Here is a 16,331-nt window from a genome sequence, read left to right on the forward strand (position 1 = left end):
CGCCGGCGGCACTCGGGCGCGCCGCGCCCTCCCTTTAGGCTGGTCTCGTGTTCACCTATGCCGTCGCCAGCGACCCCGCCGTCGCCGGCTTCGCCATGGTGTCGGACCGGTTCCTCGCAGTGCTGGCCGCGGACGCCGACGACGCCGTCGCCCTGCGACTGTGGAGCACCCTCGGCGAAGCGTCCACCGGCGCCGGCGACGCCGGCACGACCATCTCGTCGGTGCTGTCCGCCCTCGCCGCGGACGGCATCGCCGCCGTGCCCGACTTCGCCCTGGTCGAACTCGTCGACGCCCCCACCCGGGCCGTGGCCCTCGCCGTGCGGGGCGGCGCGCAGATCCTCCTGGCGGGCGGCGACGTGCGCACCGGCGACCCCGCGACGGCGTGGACGGAGAGCACCGCCCAGGAGGTCACCGGCCTCACGCTGCAGCTGGGCCCGTCGCGCGCACTGCTGGGCAGTCTGCCCCTCGGTCGCGGGGTGGTCCGCGCCGACCGCCTCGACTGGGGCCCGGGCGGCGACCGCGCGCCGGCCCCGGCCGATGCGACGCCGGCCGCCGCGCCCGCGGCGGCGACCCGCCGCGGCTCGGCCCGTCGTGCCCCGACCGAGCCGCAGGCCCCCGCCGAACCGCCGGTGACGGCTCAGCCGCCGGCGGGGACCGTCCGCCGCGAGCGGCTCGCCGAGGTGATCGACGACCGCACCGAGCTCAGCCGTGCGCATCGTCGGGCCGCTCGGCCGGTGCTGCGGATGGGGAGCGACCGGGTGCTCGAGCTGGACCTCCCGGTCGTGTTCGGCAGGTCGCCGCGCCCGGCGGCCCACCCGGGCGCACGGCTGGTCTCGCTGCCCTCGCCGCGGCGGGAGATCTCCGGCGCGCACCTCGAGGTCCGCCTCGACGGCGATGCGCTCGTGGCCCGCGACCTCGACTCCACCAACGGCACGATCGTGCGCAAGCCGGACGGATCGATGCAGCTGCTGCGGCACGGCGCTTCGGCCCGCCTCACCCGCGGGGCCTCCCTCGACCTCGGAGACGGCAACATCGCGATCTTCGACGTCGCCGACGGCGCGAGGGGCTGAGATGGCGACCCGCCTGCCGTCCGCGCCACCCGTCCTCGGCGGCTTCACCTACGTCCGGCCGCTCGGGACGGGTGGATTCGCGGACGTGTTCCTGTTCGAGCAGAACCTGCCGCGGCGCCCGGTGGCGGTCAAGGTGCTCCTCAAGGACATCGTCGACGAGGGTCTGCTGCGCATGTTCAACGCCGAGGCCGACGTCATGGCGCGGCTGAGCTCCCACCCCTCGATCCTGACCGTGTACGAGGCGAGCATCTCGGCCGACGGGCGCCCGTACCTCGTCATGGAGTACTGCCCCACCTCGCTGACCACCCGCTACCGGCGGGAGGCCATCCCGGTGGCCGAGGTGCTGCAGCTGAGCATCAAGATCGCGTCGGCTCTCGAGACCGCGCACCGATCGGGCCTGCTGCATCGCGACATCAAGCCGTCGAACATCCTGGTGACCACCTTCGGCGCCCCCGTGCTGAGCGACTTCGGGATCGCCGCGGCCGTGAGCGGACGCACCGGCGCCGACGAGGTCTTCGCCATGTCCGTGCCGTGGAGCGCACCGGAGATCGTCGACGAGCGCATCCCGGGATCGATCGCCGCAGAGGTGTGGAGCCTCGGGGCCACGGTCTACTCGCTGCTGGCGGGGCGCAGCCCGTTCGAGCGCGCCGGGAGCGGTCAGAACACGCGCGAGCAGCTGAAGACCCGCATCCGCCGTGCGGTGTACACGCCGGTCGGACGGGCAGACGTCCCGCCGCGCCTGGAGGCGACGCTGGCGCGCGCCATGAGCAAGGACCCCGCCCAGCGCCACGCGTCGGCGGCCGAGTTCGCCTACGACCTGCAGCTCGTCCAGCACGAGATGGGGCTGGCGCACACGCCGATGGACGTGGCCGTCGACGAGTGGGCGACCGCCGGCGCCGCGATCGACTTCGCCGACGATCGCCAGCGCGGGCCGGTGCGACCGAGCGTCGCGTACCCCTCCCGCCGCGCCGGCCGGGCCGCACCCGCTCCGACGCGGCGCGCGCCAGACGACGGAACCGTGCTCGCGGGAGCCGAACCCGCCCGGCGCCCCCGCACGGCGCTGCGGATCGGCCTGTGGGCGGGGGCGGCGGTCGTCGCGGTGTCCGCGATCGTGACCGTCGTCGCCCTGGTCGCGGGGGGAGGCTGACATGGCCGAGCCCGGGCGCCGCCGGAGGCCCCGCACGAGCACCCTCGTCGGCGCGGCCGCCGTCGTGGTCGTGGCCGGCCTGGTCACGACGCTGGCCGTGATCTGGCCGGGATTCGACGCGCGGGAGACGCCGCTGGACGACGGCACGCTCTGGGCGGTGCAGACGGGCGCCGGCGACGCCTACGCGCGCGTGAACCTCGAGCTGGGCGAGCTGGACACGGTCAAGACCGCCGAGAACGCGAGTTCGCTGGCTCAGACGAGCGACCGGCTGTTCGTCTTCGCCGACAGCGACACCCAGTTCGCCGACGTCAGCATGGCCACTCCCCCCGACCTGACCGCGACCACGACCGACGCCTTCACACGCGCGCCGGCGGGGACGGTCGAGGTGGCGGCGGCGGGCGACTTCCTCGCCTTCCGCACCGACGCCGGCGGGGTGTCGGTGGGCACCCTCTCGGGCGGCGGCGACGCGATGCCCATCGACCCCTATGCCGACGTGCAGGTGGAAGAGGGCCAGGAGCGCCCGCGGTTCGCCGCCGCCGCGGTGGCCGTCGACGCCGACGGGGTCGTCTACCTCTACTCCGCCGCCGAAGGGCGCGTCGTGCGCGCCGACGGCAGGACCGGTCGCATCGTCGGCGACGATGCCGTCGCCTCGGCCCCTGCGGACGCGCAGCTGACGGCCGTCGGCGGACGCTGGGCGCTGCTGGACGAGGCGACCGGCGCCGTGCGGGTGCAGGGGCGCGAGGAGGCCATCGCGACCGACGCGACCGTGGGCGCCGTGCTCCAGCGCAGCGCCGCCGCGGCGGGCGACCTCTACCTCGCCGACTCCGGCGGCCTCGTGCGCGTCTCCTTCGACGCCGGCACCGCCGAGCGCGTCGTCGCCGAGGACCTCGGCACCCCCGCGGCGCCGCTGACGCAGGACGGCACGACGTACGCCGCATGGCTGCGCGACGGCGAGGGGGGCGGCACCCTGTGGACCACCGAGGCTCCGACGCTGAACCCGCTCGACTACGGCGCGGCCGCCCTCGGAGAGCAGGTCGACCCGACGTTCCTCACCGACGGCACCCGGGTGGCCCTCAACGAGCGGAGCTCGGGCTGGGTCTGGACGGTGCCCGCGGGCGCTCTGATCGCGTCGTCGCAGCAGTGGGCGCTCGAGGAGAGCTCGGAGGCGGCGCCCGACGAGGACACCGTCGCCGATCGCGTGATCGATCCCAAGCCGCCGGTCGCCGTCGACGACGCGTTCGGAGTCCGTGCCGGGGCGGTCGCGCTGCTGCCCGTGCTGCTCAACGACCACGACCCGAACGAGGACGTGCTGAGCGTCGACGTGGCGTCGATCTCCGGGCTGGATCCGGCGTTCGGCACCGTCTCGATCTCCGGCGCCGAGCAGACGCTGGTCGTGGACGTCTCCCCCGACGCGACCGGCTCGGCGACGTTCCGCTACCGGGTGACCGACGGCACGACCGCGGACGGCCTGCTCTCCGGTGAGGCCACCGTCACCCTCACGGTCGTCCCCGACGACGTCAACCGTCCGCCGGCGCCGTGCGATCCCGACGACTGCCTCGCCGAACGGCCACGACCCACCGTCGCACCCGGCGGCACCGTCACCGTCGATGCGCTGTACGGGTGGGTCGATCCCGACGGCGACCCGATCTACCTGGCGTCGGTCGTCAACGAGAGCGGGATCGGCACCGCCGCCGGCCAGCCCGACGGCACCGTCACCTACCAGCACCCCGATGCCCAGGCGACCGAGGCCGTGGACGTCGGTCTCGCCCTCACGGTGTCCGACGCGCGCGGCGGGACGACACGCCGCGGCATGACCGTCGCCGTCACCCCGGCCCCGCGCCTGACGGCGGACTCGTTCGCCCTGGTGGGTGTGGCGGGCACGCCGCTGTCCATCGACGTCGACGCCCATGTGAGCGGCACCACCGGGATCCCGCTGCTGACCGGAGCGGTCGTCCTCGACGAGAGCGCGGCGACCGTGTCGGCGAACTCCGCCGACCTCAGCATGGAGTTCAGCGCCGATGCACCCGGCTCCTATCTCGTGCAGTACACGGTGCGCGACGACCGCGGCGAGGAGACGGCGACGGTCCGCGTGACCATGCGCGACCCCGCGGAGACCATCATCTCCACCCCGCCGCTGACCGCGTTCGTCCGACCCAACGAGGACGCCACCGTCGACGTCTTCCCGGCCGTCTCCAACCCCGCCGGGCTCGTGCTGCTGCTGAGCGACCTGCTCCCCGAGAGCGCGCCGCAGGCCACGCTCAGCGTCGACCTCGTGGGGCAGAGCATGATCCGCGTGAGCGGTTCGACCGACGACGGCTCCCCCGGCGTCCTGGGCGTCGTCCGCTACACGGTCTCGGACGGATCGGGAGCGGCCGCGGCGACCGCCGAGGGCGAGCTGACCGTGATCCTCCTCGACTCGCCGCAGAGCGATCCGCCGATCGCGGTCGACGACGCGGTCACCGTCCGCGCCGGCGCGCAGATCGACATCCCCGTGCTCGACAACGACAGCGCGCCGGCCGGTGCGCTCTTCTCCGTGGACCCGTCGGAGATCGTCAACGAGAGCGGGGCGGGGCTGGCCTTCGCGACGGGGCGCCTCGTGCGCTACCTGGCGCCCGCCGAGCCCGGCACCTACAGCATCGGCTACACCATCTTCCGCCTCGGCTTCCCGGACGCCGTCGACTCCGCGCGCGTCATCGTGACCGTGGTCGGCGACGAGGCGAACCGCGCACCGCTGCCCCGGGTGCTCGAAGGACGGGTGCTCAGCGGGGAGTCGGTGCGCATCCCGTTCGACCGCTTCGGCGTCGACCCCGACGGCGATGCCGTCGCGCTGGATCGCATCCTGACCCAGCCCGCCCAGGGCGGCACGGCGACGATCTCGGCCGAGGGCGACGCCATCGTCTACACCAGCCCCGACCGCTTCAGCGGGCAGGACTCGTTCACCTACCAGGTGCGCGACGCCGAGGGAGCTCTAGGCCAGGCCGAGGTGCGGGTGGGCGTCCTCGCCGCGGAGTCGGATCCCAGCCCGGTGACCTTCAGCGACTACCTCCAGATCCAGGTCGGCGCCGGCAGCGAGGCCAACGTGCGTCCGGCCGACAACGACGTCGACCCGGCGGGTGGGGCGCTGACGCTCGAGTCGGTCGTGCCGAACGCGCCGGAGGGCTCCGAGGAGTACGAGGCGCTCTCCGCGCTCCTGGGCGAGGTCGCCGACGGCCAGGTCACGGTGCGCGCCGGCGAGACGCCGGGCACGTCGTCCTACGTGTACACGGTGCGCAATCCGACCGGCGACACCGCGATGGGCCTGATCGTGGTCAAGGCCGTGCCGATGCCGGTGCCGGACTATCCGGTCGTCACCGACACCACGCTGACCGTCGAGACGCGCGAGGCCTTCCCTGCGGGCATCGACGTGCTCAGCGGGAAGGTCGCGTGGAACACCGGCGACCCCGGGCGACTGACCCTCTCGCTGTGGGGCACGCACCCCGGCATCGAGGTCGACGGCACCCGCATCCGCGGCGAGATCCCCGCGCAGTCGCTCCTCATCCCGTTCCGGGTCAGCGGCACCTCCTTCGACGGCACCGAGGTCGTCTCCTACGGCTTCCTGCGCGTCCCCGGCGATCAGGACGTGCGGCTCTCGCTGCGCGCCGACGCCTCCCAGCTGGATGTCCGGGAGAACGAGTCGCGCGATCTCGACCTCGCGGATGCCGTCGCGGTGCCCGCGGGACGCGCGCTGGAGATCGACGGCGGCGGCGTCCGCGCCGGCGGGGCGCGGGCCAACGCGCGGTGCGAGCTCGTCTCGGGCACCACCATCCGCTACACGGCCGGGGCCGACGCCCCCTGGACCGACACGTGCGTCGTCCCGGTCCGCCTCGACGTGCAGGACGACTACACGTTCCTCACCCTCCGGGTCGTCATCGAGGCCGAGGATCCCGAGCCGATCCTGCGCAGTGCCTCGATCACCGTCGGTCCGGGCCAGACCCAGGACTACGACCTCACCACCATGGTGGGCTGGGCGGGTCGCGAGGACTGGGACAGCCTGCAGTTCGCGGACGCCTATCGCGGCGATCAGTTCACCGTGAGCCGGTCGGGCGCCACGCTGACCGTCACCGCCGACGACGCCGCCCGCCCCGGCCGCGAGGAGGCCGTGTCGGTCTCGCTGAGCAGCCACCCCGACGCCGTCGGCGCCGCGCTGAACCTGACCGTCGGGCCCGCGCCCTCCCAGCTCCCCAAGGGCGGAACGGCCAGCCAGCGCTGTTCGCAGTCGGGCGGGAACTCGTCGTGCACCATCACGGTGATCGGCACCCCGGGAGAGATCAACCCGCTGCCCGGCACGCCGCTCGCCCTCGTGTCGGTGAGCTCCCCCGCCAACTGCGCCGGCGTGACCTTCACCAAGGCCGGTGCGACGGCCGTCCGGGCCTCGTGGTCGGCCGATGCCCCGGGCGCGGCCGACTGCACCGGATCCTTCGTCGTGGCCGATGCACAGGGGCGGTCCTCGGCCGGCGATCGCAACGGCACGGTGCTGCTCGACCTGCAGGGCCTGCCGGCGGCCCCCACCCGTCTGGAGTGGATCGGATTCTCCGCGAACAGCGTCACGCTGCGGGTGATCGCCGACACGAGCTCCTACCCCTCGGTCGACGGCTTCCGGATCACCGCGGGCGGCCGGGTGGTCGCCACGTGCGACGCGTCGGGCGCGTGCCCCGAGATCCCCGCCGAAGCGGGCGAGCCGGTGACCTACCAGGCTCGTGCGTACAGCTCGGTCGGAGAGTCCCGGGGCGCCGTGCAGGTGTCGGCGTGGGCCTACGCCGCACCGGCCGCCCCCACCGGCGCCATCGTCGAGCCCGTGCCCAGCGGGACGGCCGGCGGCGTGGCCACGATCACGGTCACCGGCATCGACTCGTCCACCGGCACGGTCACCCTCTCGGGCGGGGCCGGCGGCGAGGTCACGCTGCCGGTGCGGGGATCGAGTGTGACCTTCCGCGACTACAACGTGGGCTCCAACACACCGACGTCCCTCACCGCGACGCCGATGACCCGCTTCGAGCTGCCGCCCATCCCCGGCGGCTCGCAGGCGGGAGCCGCCTACTCGTTCCGCGCCAACGGCATCGGCGCGCCGTCGCTGACGCTCGACGTGACCGCATCGCGCAGCGCCAACCCGGGGACCGTCACCGCGACCGCGACGGCGACCCCCAACGGCGTCGGCGACCGCATCCTCGTCGGATTCGCGATCGACGGCGCGACCTGCACGCCGGAACTGGTGGTGGCCGCAGGCGGCGGCACGGTCAGCCGCACGTTCGACAACCGCGAGCTCTGGCGGGAGAGCACCGTGACCGCCTGCGCTGTGACGGAGCGGAGCGGGCAGGGCTTCGGACGCACCGAGAAGTCCGGATCGGCCACGCCGACCGAGGGCATCCCCGCCCCGGGCGCCTCGTCGTACTCGATCTCGCAGACCAGCGAGTACCTCTGGGACACGGTCAACGGACCCGACCACTCGGACTCCGCGCTCTATCGCGTCTTCTACAGCAAGAACGGCGGACCGAAGACGGACGACTTCGCGAGCCTCTTCCCGTCCGATCAGCTCGGCCAGCACCCGGGGACGATCCAGGCCTTCTCGTGCGTGCGCTTCAACACCTCGCGCTGCGGCGACCCCGTCACGGTGACCCCCGCCGCCGGGGCGGAGTACACCGCGCGCGTCTCGTTCCCCGCCGAGCAGTGCCGCAGCGAGGACACGTCGGCACCGGCCCCGACCGTCACCGCCAATCCCGGCGACTACAGCGTCTCGACCACGTCGAGCACCGATGATGCCGGGGGCGTGACGTGGACATGGACCGTCACCTGGCAGAACCGGCTCGCGTCCTTCGGCACCGTGACGCAATCGCTCACGTGCGCACCGCCCGAACCCGAGCCCGAGCCCGAGCCCGAGCCGACGCCCGAGCCGACCCCCTGACCTCCCCCGACACCGATCCCCCCGATCCCCTTTGAGAGGACCCCGATGACCGTCACCGCGGAGCAGACCGCCTGGTTCCAGGAGACCTTCAGCACGCTCGTCGACAACGTCGAGCAGGTCGTCCTGGGCAAGCGGCATGTGATCGAACTGGCCTTCACCGCGATGCTGTCCGAGGGCCATCTGCTCCTGGAGGACGTGCCCGGGACGGGCAAGACCTCGCTCGCCCGCGCGATGGGCCAGACGGTGCAGGGCACGAGCAGTCGCATCCAGTTCACCCCCGACCTGCTCCCCGGCGATGTGACCGGCATCACGGTCTACGACCAGCGCAGCGGGCAGTTCGACTTCCACCAGGGGCCGGTCTTCGCCAACATCGTGCTCGCCGACGAGATCAACCGCGCCTCGCCCAAGACCCAGTCGGCTCTGCTGGAGGTGATGGAGGAGGGTCAGGTCACCGTCGACGGCGTGACCCGGCGCGTGGGCGTGCCCTTCCTCGTGGTGGCGACGCAGAACCCCGTCGAGCAGGCCGGCACCTATCGCCTGCCGGAGGCTCAGCTGGACCGCTTCATGATGCGGACGAGCCTGGGCTACCCCGACCACGCCTCGACCGTGCGGATCCTCGAGGGAAGCGCCGCCGCCCGCCGCGAGGTCGCCCCGGCCATCAGCCCTCAGGGAGTGATCGACATGGCCGACATCGCGGGTGCGGTCTACGTGAACCCCCTGGTGCTGGACTACATCGCCCGGATCGTCGAGGCCACGCGCCTGGCGGCGCAGGTGCGCATGGGCGTGAGCGTCCGCGGCGCGCTCGCCCTCACCAAGGCCGCCAAGACCTGGGCCGTCGCGCACGGGCGCGGCTACGTGACCCCCGACGACGTGAAGTCGCTCGCCGAATCCGTGCTCGCCCACCGCCTGATCCTCGATCCCGAGGCGGAGTTCGACGGGGTGACCGCCGAAGCGGTCATCGGCCAGGTGCTGCTGGACACGGTGCCGCCCAGCCAGAGAGAGGTCGTGTGAGCTCGAACACCGAGTCGCGTCTGACGCGTACCTCCGCGGCGACGGGGGGTACCGGCTATTCGCGCACCCGCTATTCGACCGCCAGCTCGTCGACCGCGCTGGCACTGCGCGGTCTGCGCTGGTGGCGCCGCATGCAGGTCGGTGCGGCGGCGACCTGGGAATGGGTGTCGGGGACGCTGTCGGTGGCGGGGTGGATGCTGGTGGCCACCGCCGCCCTCGGGCTCGGCCTCGGGCTGGGCTTCGGGTGGATCGAGTTCGTCGTCGCCGGCCTCATCGCCGGGGTGCTCGTGCTGCTCTCGGTGCCGTTCCTCTTCAGCGCCCGCTCCTACGACGTGGACCTCGCGCTCGGGCACGACCGGGTCGTCGCGGGGACGCAGGTGGCCGGTACCCTCACGGTGACCAATGTCGGGCGCGGCATCGCGCTCCCCGGGCGCATCGACATCCCCGTGGGCGAGGGACTGGTCGACGTCTACATCCCGCTGCTGCGCCGTGAGCACCAGCACGTCGAGCGCGTCGTGGTGCCCACCCACCGGCGCGGGATCATCCAGGTCGGGCCGGCCCGCACCGTGCGCGGCGACCCCCTGGGCATCCTGTCCCGCGAGGCGACCTGGGCCGACATGCACACGCTGTGGGTGCACCCGGTGACGACCGCGCTGCGCAGCACGAGCGCCGGCTTCATCCGCGATCTCGAGGGCAGCGCGTCGCGCACCGTGGTCGACTCCGACATCTCCTTCCACGCGATCCGCGAGTACGTCCCCGGCGACGCGCAGCGCCAGGTCCACTGGAAGTCGACGGCCAAGACCGGCACCCTCATGGTGCGCCAGTACGAGGAGACCCGCCGCTCGCGCATGGTCGTCGCCCTGGCCGTGTCGGAGTCGGAGTACGCCTCCGACGACGAGTTCGAGCTCGCCGTCAGCGCCGCCGCGTCGATCGGCGTGCGCGGGATCCGGGACGGTCGCGACGTCGACGTGGTCATCGGCGGCGAGGTGCCGGAGTTCGTCCGCGCCTCGGCCCGCACGATCCGGGAGCTCGCCACCGTGAGCGCGCGGACCCTGCTCGACGAGCTGAGCGGCGTCGAGCGGCACGCGCGGGCGAGCGCTCTCGGCGAGGTCACCTCGCTCGCCGCCGAGACGCACCCCGACGCCTCCATCGCCTTCATCGTGTGCGGCTCGACGCAGACGGCCCGGTCGTTGCAGACCGCCGCCCTCGCCTTCCCCTCGGACGTGGGGGTCGTCGCCGTCATCTGCAACCCCGAGGCCGAGCCGGGCTTCCGGCGCCTCGGGTCCGTCTCGGTCATGTCGATCGGCCTCCTCGACGATCTCCGTCAGCTCCTGGGCCGGGGGGCGCAGTCATGAGCGCGGCCGGAGCGCCCCCGATGAGCCGTCGCTCGCGCCGGCAGTCCTTCCGCGTCGACCGCCCTTCCGCGCGGCTGCTCGTGGTCAGCGCCGTGCTGCTGGACCTCCTGTTCGTCGTGGGCGCCGTGGCCGCCTGGCCGATCTACCGCGCGCCCGCTTTCGTGATGGTCGTCGCGATCGCCCTGGCATCGGCGCACGTGATCGCCTGGGCCGGCGTGCGGTGGCGGCTGTCCGGGTGGTGGCTGGCCCTCCTCACCTTCGGCGTCTACGTCGTGCTCGGCCTTCCCGTCGTGGCCCCGGCGATGCTGACGGGAGGCGGCGATCAGGCCCTGCGCGGACTCGTCGGCGTGATCACCGCGCCCGTCACCGGCTGGAAGGACCTGCTCACCCTCGACCTGCCGCTGGGCACCTACCAGACGACGCTGGCGCCGGTCTTCCTCATCTGGCTCTCGGTGCCCGTCGCCGCCCTGTCCCTCGCCTGGCGTGCACGCCGCCTGTGGGTGCTCGCCCCTCTGCTCGGCCTCCTGCTCCCGATCTTCGGAGTGCTCTTCGGGGCCGCCGCGCTGAGCGATCCGCTGGCGTGGGGTCCGCTGATGATCCCGGGACCGATCGAGATGGCGGTCGGCGCCGCGGCCGTGCTCCTCGCGCTGGCCTACGTGGTCTGGCGCACCCTCGACGATCGACGGCGGTCGCTGCGCGCCGCCGAAGCGGCCACCGGCATCCGCACGACGGGGCGCAGCGGATCCGCGGTCGCCGGCCGGATCGCCATCTCCGCGGCCATGGTCACCATCGCCGTCGCCGCGGGGGCGATCGCCGCGCCCCTGGCGGTGGCCGGTCAGCCGCGCGACGTGCTGCGCGAGCGGATCGACCCCCGCCTCGAGATCCAGGCCCAGCTGTCGCCCCTGGCGCAGTACCGGAGCTTCTTCGCCGACGACCGGTACGACGAGGTGCTGTTCTCCATCGCCACGGACGCCGACCGCGTGCGGCTCGCGACGCTCTCGTACTACGACGGCCGCCTCGCGCGCGTCCTGGATCCGTCGGTGGACGGCTCCGACCAGACGACGGCCTTCGTCCGGGTGCCCTCGTCGCTGCCCGCGCCCGGCGGCACGGTGCCCGCGACCGCCGATGTGACGATCGCCGCCTACGACGACGTGTGGATGCCCACCGTGGGCTCACTCACCGGCATCCAGTTCCGCGGGGAGTCCTCGTCGGCGCTCGCCGACGGCTTCTTCTACAGCCCGTCCGCCCAGACCGGCGTGGTCCTGGGCGGCACCGCTCTGACGACGGGCCTCGGCTACCGGCAGGAGGCCGCCGTCCCGACCTCCCTCCCCGCCGTCGCAGACCTCGTCCCCGGCCGCACCAGCCCGCAGCTGCTTCCTGCCACGGTGCCCGAGAGCCTGACCGACTGGATCCGCGCGCAGGAGGCGCCCGGCGGCGGCGAAGGGCTCGCCCTGCTGATCGAGCGGCTCCGGGCCCGCGGATTCCTCAGTCACGCGCTCTCGATCGACGCCGAGAGACCGCCGCTGTGGCGCGCGGAGCTCGGCGACTACACGTTCGAGCCCAGTCGCGCCGGACACTCCACGGATCGCATCGACGCCATGTTCACCGCGCTCCTGCAGCGCGAGACCGATGTCGGCGGCGAGGACGACGCCCTGCTCGTGGCGGCCGTCGGCGACGACGAGCAGTTCTCGGTGGCGGCGGCCATGATCGCCGATCAGCTGGGGTTCGCCGTGCGGATCGTGCTCGGCGCCCGGTTGACCGGCGACGAGCTCCCCCGCTGCGAGGACGGCGGGTGCCGCGGCGGCGACGTCTCGGCGTGGATCGAGGTGCAGGACGCGTCGGGCGTGTGGGTCCCCGTCGACGTGACGCCTCAGCACGAGAACGCGATGTCGCCGGACGTTCTCGAGGTCCGCGACCCCGAGGTGCCGACGGAGGTGCACCCGGAGGGCGCCGAGCAGGTGCTCCCGGGCGATGCCGACCCCGCCGACAACGGCGAGCGCAGTGACGACCCGCTGCCGGAGTCGGTGGACTGGGCGGCGATCTGGGCGGCCGCGCGCATCGGCGCGATCACGCTGTCGGCGCTTCTGCTGGTGACCGGCCCGTTCCTCCTCGTGCTGCTGCTGAAGGCGGTCCGTCGCCGGTCGCGCCGCTCCGCGCCCGATCCGGTCGGCCGTGTCACCGGAGGATGGGACGAGTACGTGGATGCGGCCGTCGACAGCGGCCTCCCCGCACCGGGGACGCGCACGCGCCAGGAGGTGGCGGACCTCCACGGCGCGGGGGACCACGGCAGTCGCGCGACCCTCCTCGCGACGTGGGCGGATCGATCGGTGTTCGACGCCGAGCCGACCACGAGCGCCGATTCCGACCGCTTCTGGGAGATCGTGGAGGCCGAGCGCTCCCGCCTGCTCGCCGAACGCGGCTGGTGGGCGCGGCTGCGGGCGCGCCTCTCGCTGCGCTCGCTGACGCGGCGGACGCGGACGTGAGCGGGGGGCGCGGCCCGGACGGCGGCGGGAGCGGACCGAGGGATACGGAACCGGATGTGACGATGAGGAAGGCGTGGTGACGGATCAGATGACGGATGCGTTCGGCATGATCGCGGCAGTCCAGCTGGTGGGAGGCCTGGGCGTCTACGTGTGGACGTCGCTGGCGCTGATGGCGGTGTTCCGCAAGGCCGGCGCCGCGCCCTGGAAGGCGTGGGTGCCGGTGTGGAACGCATGGACGCTGTTCGAGTGCGCCGGCATGCGCGGCTGGTGGGCGGCCGTCCTCGCCGGCGGCGCGATCGTCTTAGGCGCCGCGGCGGCGATCGTGGCCGGAGCGCTGGGAGCGGCGGCGGTCGGCGCGTCCTTCGGCGGCGACCCCGCCGATGCCCAGGCGGCGATGGTCGCCGCGGTGCTCGTCCCCGCGCTGCTGGGCCTGGTGGTCGTGGTCCCGGCGGTGGTGCTGCACGTGCGCATGGTGCGGGGCCTCGGCCGCCGCTTCGGGCTGGGGACCGGGTACGCGGTCCTCGGCGTGCTGCTGTTCCCCGTCTGGGCGAGCATCGTCGGCTGGGGCTCCGCGCGCTGGCTCCCCGGCCCCGCTGCCGACCCGGCGCCGGTCGCACCGGCCGAGGCCGCACCCGCCTCGCCGATCGTCCCCGCCCTGGCCGACTTCTCCGCGCGCACGGGCACCGCACCGGGGTTCAGTCACACCCCGGTCTTCGGCGCGCCGTCCGCGCCGTCGGCGTCGGCCGCATCCGCCGCGCCCGGCTTCGCGTCCGGTCCCCCGCCCGCCTTCGGTGCACCCGCGCGTCCGGCCGCCAACCCCTGGGCTCCCCCCACCGGTGTCCCCGCTCCGCCGGAGCCGGCGTCGTCCTTCATCGCCGCGCCGTCGTCGGCGCCGGCCGCCGCGGGACCGGCCGCCGCACGACCGGCCGCCGCGATCCCGGCGCACCCGTCCGACATCGAGGACCGCACGGTGCTCGCCGGCCGCCGGCTTCCCGGATGGTCGCTGGTGCTCCCCGACGGACGCGCGATCGCCCTGACCGCCGACGCCGTGGTCCTCGGCCGCAACCCCGCCGCACCGCCGCGCGCGCCGCACGCGCAGCTGGTCGCCGTCGACGACGTCACCCGCACGGTCTCCAAGACCCACGCCCTGCTCACCCTGACCGCGACGGGATGGGTCGTCACCGACCTCGACTCCACCAACGGGGTCTCCCTGGGCGCCGTCGCCGATGCCGGCACCGAGGTCACCGGCTCCGCGCCGGTGTCCGGGCCGTTCTTCCTCGGCGACGCGCCGCTCGAGCTGAGGGCCGACGGATGACCCTTCCGGCGCGCAGCGGCCGTCCGCCCCGAGAGCCCCGCACCACGTGGGGGGCCCACACCGACACCGGACGACGCCGGACGGTCAACGAAGACGCCTACCTCGCCGAGATGCCCGTGTTCGTGGTCGCCGACGGCATGGGCGGCCATGACGCCGGCGACCGGGCCAGCGCCGCCGTCGTCGAGGTGTTCCGCTCCCTGCTCGGGCGCGGCGAGCTGACGTTCGACGACGTCACCCGCGCCGTCGACGCCGCCCACAGCGCGGTCTCCTCCATCGCGGCGAGCACGCAGCGCGGAGCCGGCTCCACCGTGGCCGCGCTCCTCGCCATCCACCACGAGGCGGAGCTGCGATGGCTGGTCGTGAACATCGGCGACTCCCGCGTGTACCGGCTGCGCGGCGACCGGCTCGAGCAGGTCACCGTCGATCACTCGGTCGTCCAGGAGATGGTCGACGCGGGGCGGCTGGACCGCGCCGACATGGCGACGTTCCCCGGGCGCAACGTCATCACCCGCGCCGTGGGCGAGGAGCGCAGCGCCGCCGACTACTGGCTGCTGCCCGTCGTCACGGGCGAGCGGATCCTGCTGTGCTCGGACGGCCTGCCCGCCGAGCTCAGCGACGAGGCGCTGCGCGCGGGACTGACCCTCGGCGGCGCGCCCGCGCAGACGGCCCGGGCGCTGGTGGCGCAGGCGGTGACCCTCGGCGGCCGCGACAACATCACGGCCGTGGTCGTCGACACCGTCTCCGGCGGGGTGAGCGCGATCGGCGAGGACATCACCGGAGGATTGTCTCTGTCGGCCGAATCGACCACGATCGAAGTGGCGACGGTACGCAGTCGACGCACGAGGGCACGACGGGGCTGAGGCGGAAGGGCGACATGATCGACGACGAACGGACCGAACTCCGACGGGACAGGATCCCGGTGGAGGAGGCGACGCGAGCCGTCGACCGGTCGCTCGACCTGCGGCGACCGGCGGCGGACGACGCGGCCCCCGCAGCCCCCGAGGCTCCCGTGGCCACGGCGGCCGCGGGCCGCGTCGCGCGCGTTCCCGGCACGACCGCGGACGACGCGGCGTACGGCATCCGCCGCAGCGCGTCGAGCGCCCCGGTGACCCGGTCCACGGCGGCCGAGCCCGCGGTCCGGCGGCGCGAGGCGGCGCCCCGGCGGGCGCGGACGGGCCTCGCGCTCGTGATCGCCGTCGCCGCGTTCGCCCTGGTGCTCGCGGCCGCGGCCGTCGTCCTCGTGCTGCTGGTGGTCTCGTGAGCGGTGCCGTCGAGGCAGGCGTCGCCGCAGAGGTGACCGATCTGCAGATCGAGTTCTGCGGCGAGTGGTTCTCCCCCGAGCGTCCCGGGCCGTTCACGATCGGGCGCGAGGGCGACCTCGTGGTCGACGAGAACCAGTACCTGCACCGACGCCTGCTGGCCTTCACGCACGAGGGCGGGCTCTGGTGGCTCGCCAACGTCGGCCAGTCGATCGGGGTCAGCCTGTCGACCGGCGACGGCGTCTACCAGGCCGTCCTCGGGCCCGGCGCCAAGGTGCCCCTCGTCTTCCCGCGGCTCGTCCTGCTGTTCACCGCCGGCCCGTTCACCTACGAGCTCGCGGTGCACTGCGCGCAGGCCGCGTTCCACTCGGCGCCCATCGTGGCCGATGTCGACGACCCGCACCACATGACGATCGGGAGCGTCTCGCTGACCCCCAGCCAGCGGCTGCTGGTGATCGCGCTGTGCGAGCCGCTGCTGCGCGACGGTCTCGTCGGGCAGAGCCAGCTGCCGACCTCGGCGCAGGCCGCCGCCCGTCTCGGCTGGCCGCTCACGACCTTCAACCGCAAGCTCGACGCCGTCTGCGACAAGCTCGACCGGGAGGGCGTCCCGGGCCTGCGCGGCGGCGTCGGCAAGCTCGCGACCAACCGGCGCGCGCGACTGGTCGAGCACGCCGTCCTCTCCCGGCTCGTCACGCCCCAGGACCTCGCCCTCCTCGACGCGCCGTCCTGACCCTCGGCGGCCTACGATGGAAG

General features: G+C 74.0%; 10 protein-coding genes. All 10 read left to right on the top strand.

The genetic code is table 11. The annotated features are described in order from the left end of the window. Positions 1–47 precede the first annotated feature (47 nt). Positions 48–1,070: an FHA domain-containing protein gene (locus ACPWUT_RS09235; RefSeq protein ID WP_425836757.1), complete on the top strand. Its 1,023-nt coding sequence runs from the start codon at positions 48–50 to the stop codon at positions 1,068–1,070. A gap of 1 nt (position 1,071) precedes the next feature. Continuing rightward, on the top strand, positions 1,072–2,217 hold the full coding sequence (locus tag ACPWUT_RS09240; protein ID WP_425836760.1) for a serine/threonine-protein kinase: 1,146 nt from the start codon (positions 1,072–1,074) through the stop codon (positions 2,215–2,217). Between the two features lies 1 nt (position 2,218). Continuing rightward, on the top strand, positions 2,219–8,155 hold the full coding sequence (locus tag ACPWUT_RS09245) for an Ig-like domain-containing protein (RefSeq protein ID WP_425836762.1): 5,937 nt from the start codon (positions 2,219–2,221) through the stop codon (positions 8,153–8,155). Positions 8,156–8,200: 45 nt separating this feature from the next. After that, the gene (locus ACPWUT_RS09250) at positions 8,201–9,166 is read left to right on the top strand and encodes an AAA family ATPase (protein ID WP_284527681.1); all 966 of its coding nucleotides are present in this window, start codon (positions 8,201–8,203) and stop codon (positions 9,164–9,166) included. Continuing rightward, positions 9,163–10,521, top strand: a complete 1,359-nt coding sequence (locus ACPWUT_RS09255; protein ID WP_284527682.1) for a DUF58 domain-containing protein — start codon at positions 9,163–9,165, stop codon at positions 10,519–10,521. The genes ACPWUT_RS09250 and ACPWUT_RS09255 overlap by 4 nt, the downstream gene beginning before the upstream one ends. 20 nt (positions 10,522–10,541) lie before the next feature. Continuing rightward, a complete protein-coding gene (locus ACPWUT_RS09260) occupies positions 10,542–13,004 on the top strand; it encodes a transglutaminase domain-containing protein (protein ID WP_425836767.1) in 2,463 nt (820 codons plus the stop codon). A 76-nt stretch (positions 13,005–13,080) separates the two neighbouring features. Then, entirely contained in the window at positions 13,081–14,319 is a 1,239-nt protein-coding gene (locus ACPWUT_RS09265) for a DUF5684 domain-containing protein (protein ID WP_284527684.1), read from the top strand. Then, positions 14,316–15,179, top strand: a complete 864-nt coding sequence (locus ACPWUT_RS09270) for a PP2C family protein-serine/threonine phosphatase (protein WP_284527685.1) — start codon at positions 14,316–14,318, stop codon at positions 15,177–15,179. Before ACPWUT_RS09265 ends, ACPWUT_RS09270 begins: the two co-directional genes overlap by 4 nt. Before the next feature lie 14 nt (positions 15,180–15,193). Beyond that, on the top strand, positions 15,194–15,580 hold the full coding sequence (locus ACPWUT_RS09275) for a hypothetical protein (protein ID WP_425836771.1): 387 nt from the start codon (positions 15,194–15,196) through the stop codon (positions 15,578–15,580). Beyond that, positions 15,577–16,308, top strand: coding sequence for a hypothetical protein (locus tag ACPWUT_RS09280; protein ID WP_284527687.1), 732 nt, complete (start codon positions 15,577–15,579; stop codon positions 16,306–16,308). Before ACPWUT_RS09275 ends, ACPWUT_RS09280 begins: the two co-directional genes overlap by 4 nt. The last annotated feature ends 23 nt before the right edge of the window (positions 16,309–16,331 follow it).

Origin of the sequence: Microbacterium sp. PA5 (assembly GCF_049860775.1) — a bacterium.
Taxonomy (GTDB): Bacteria; Actinomycetota; Actinomycetes; order Actinomycetales; family Microbacteriaceae; genus Microbacterium.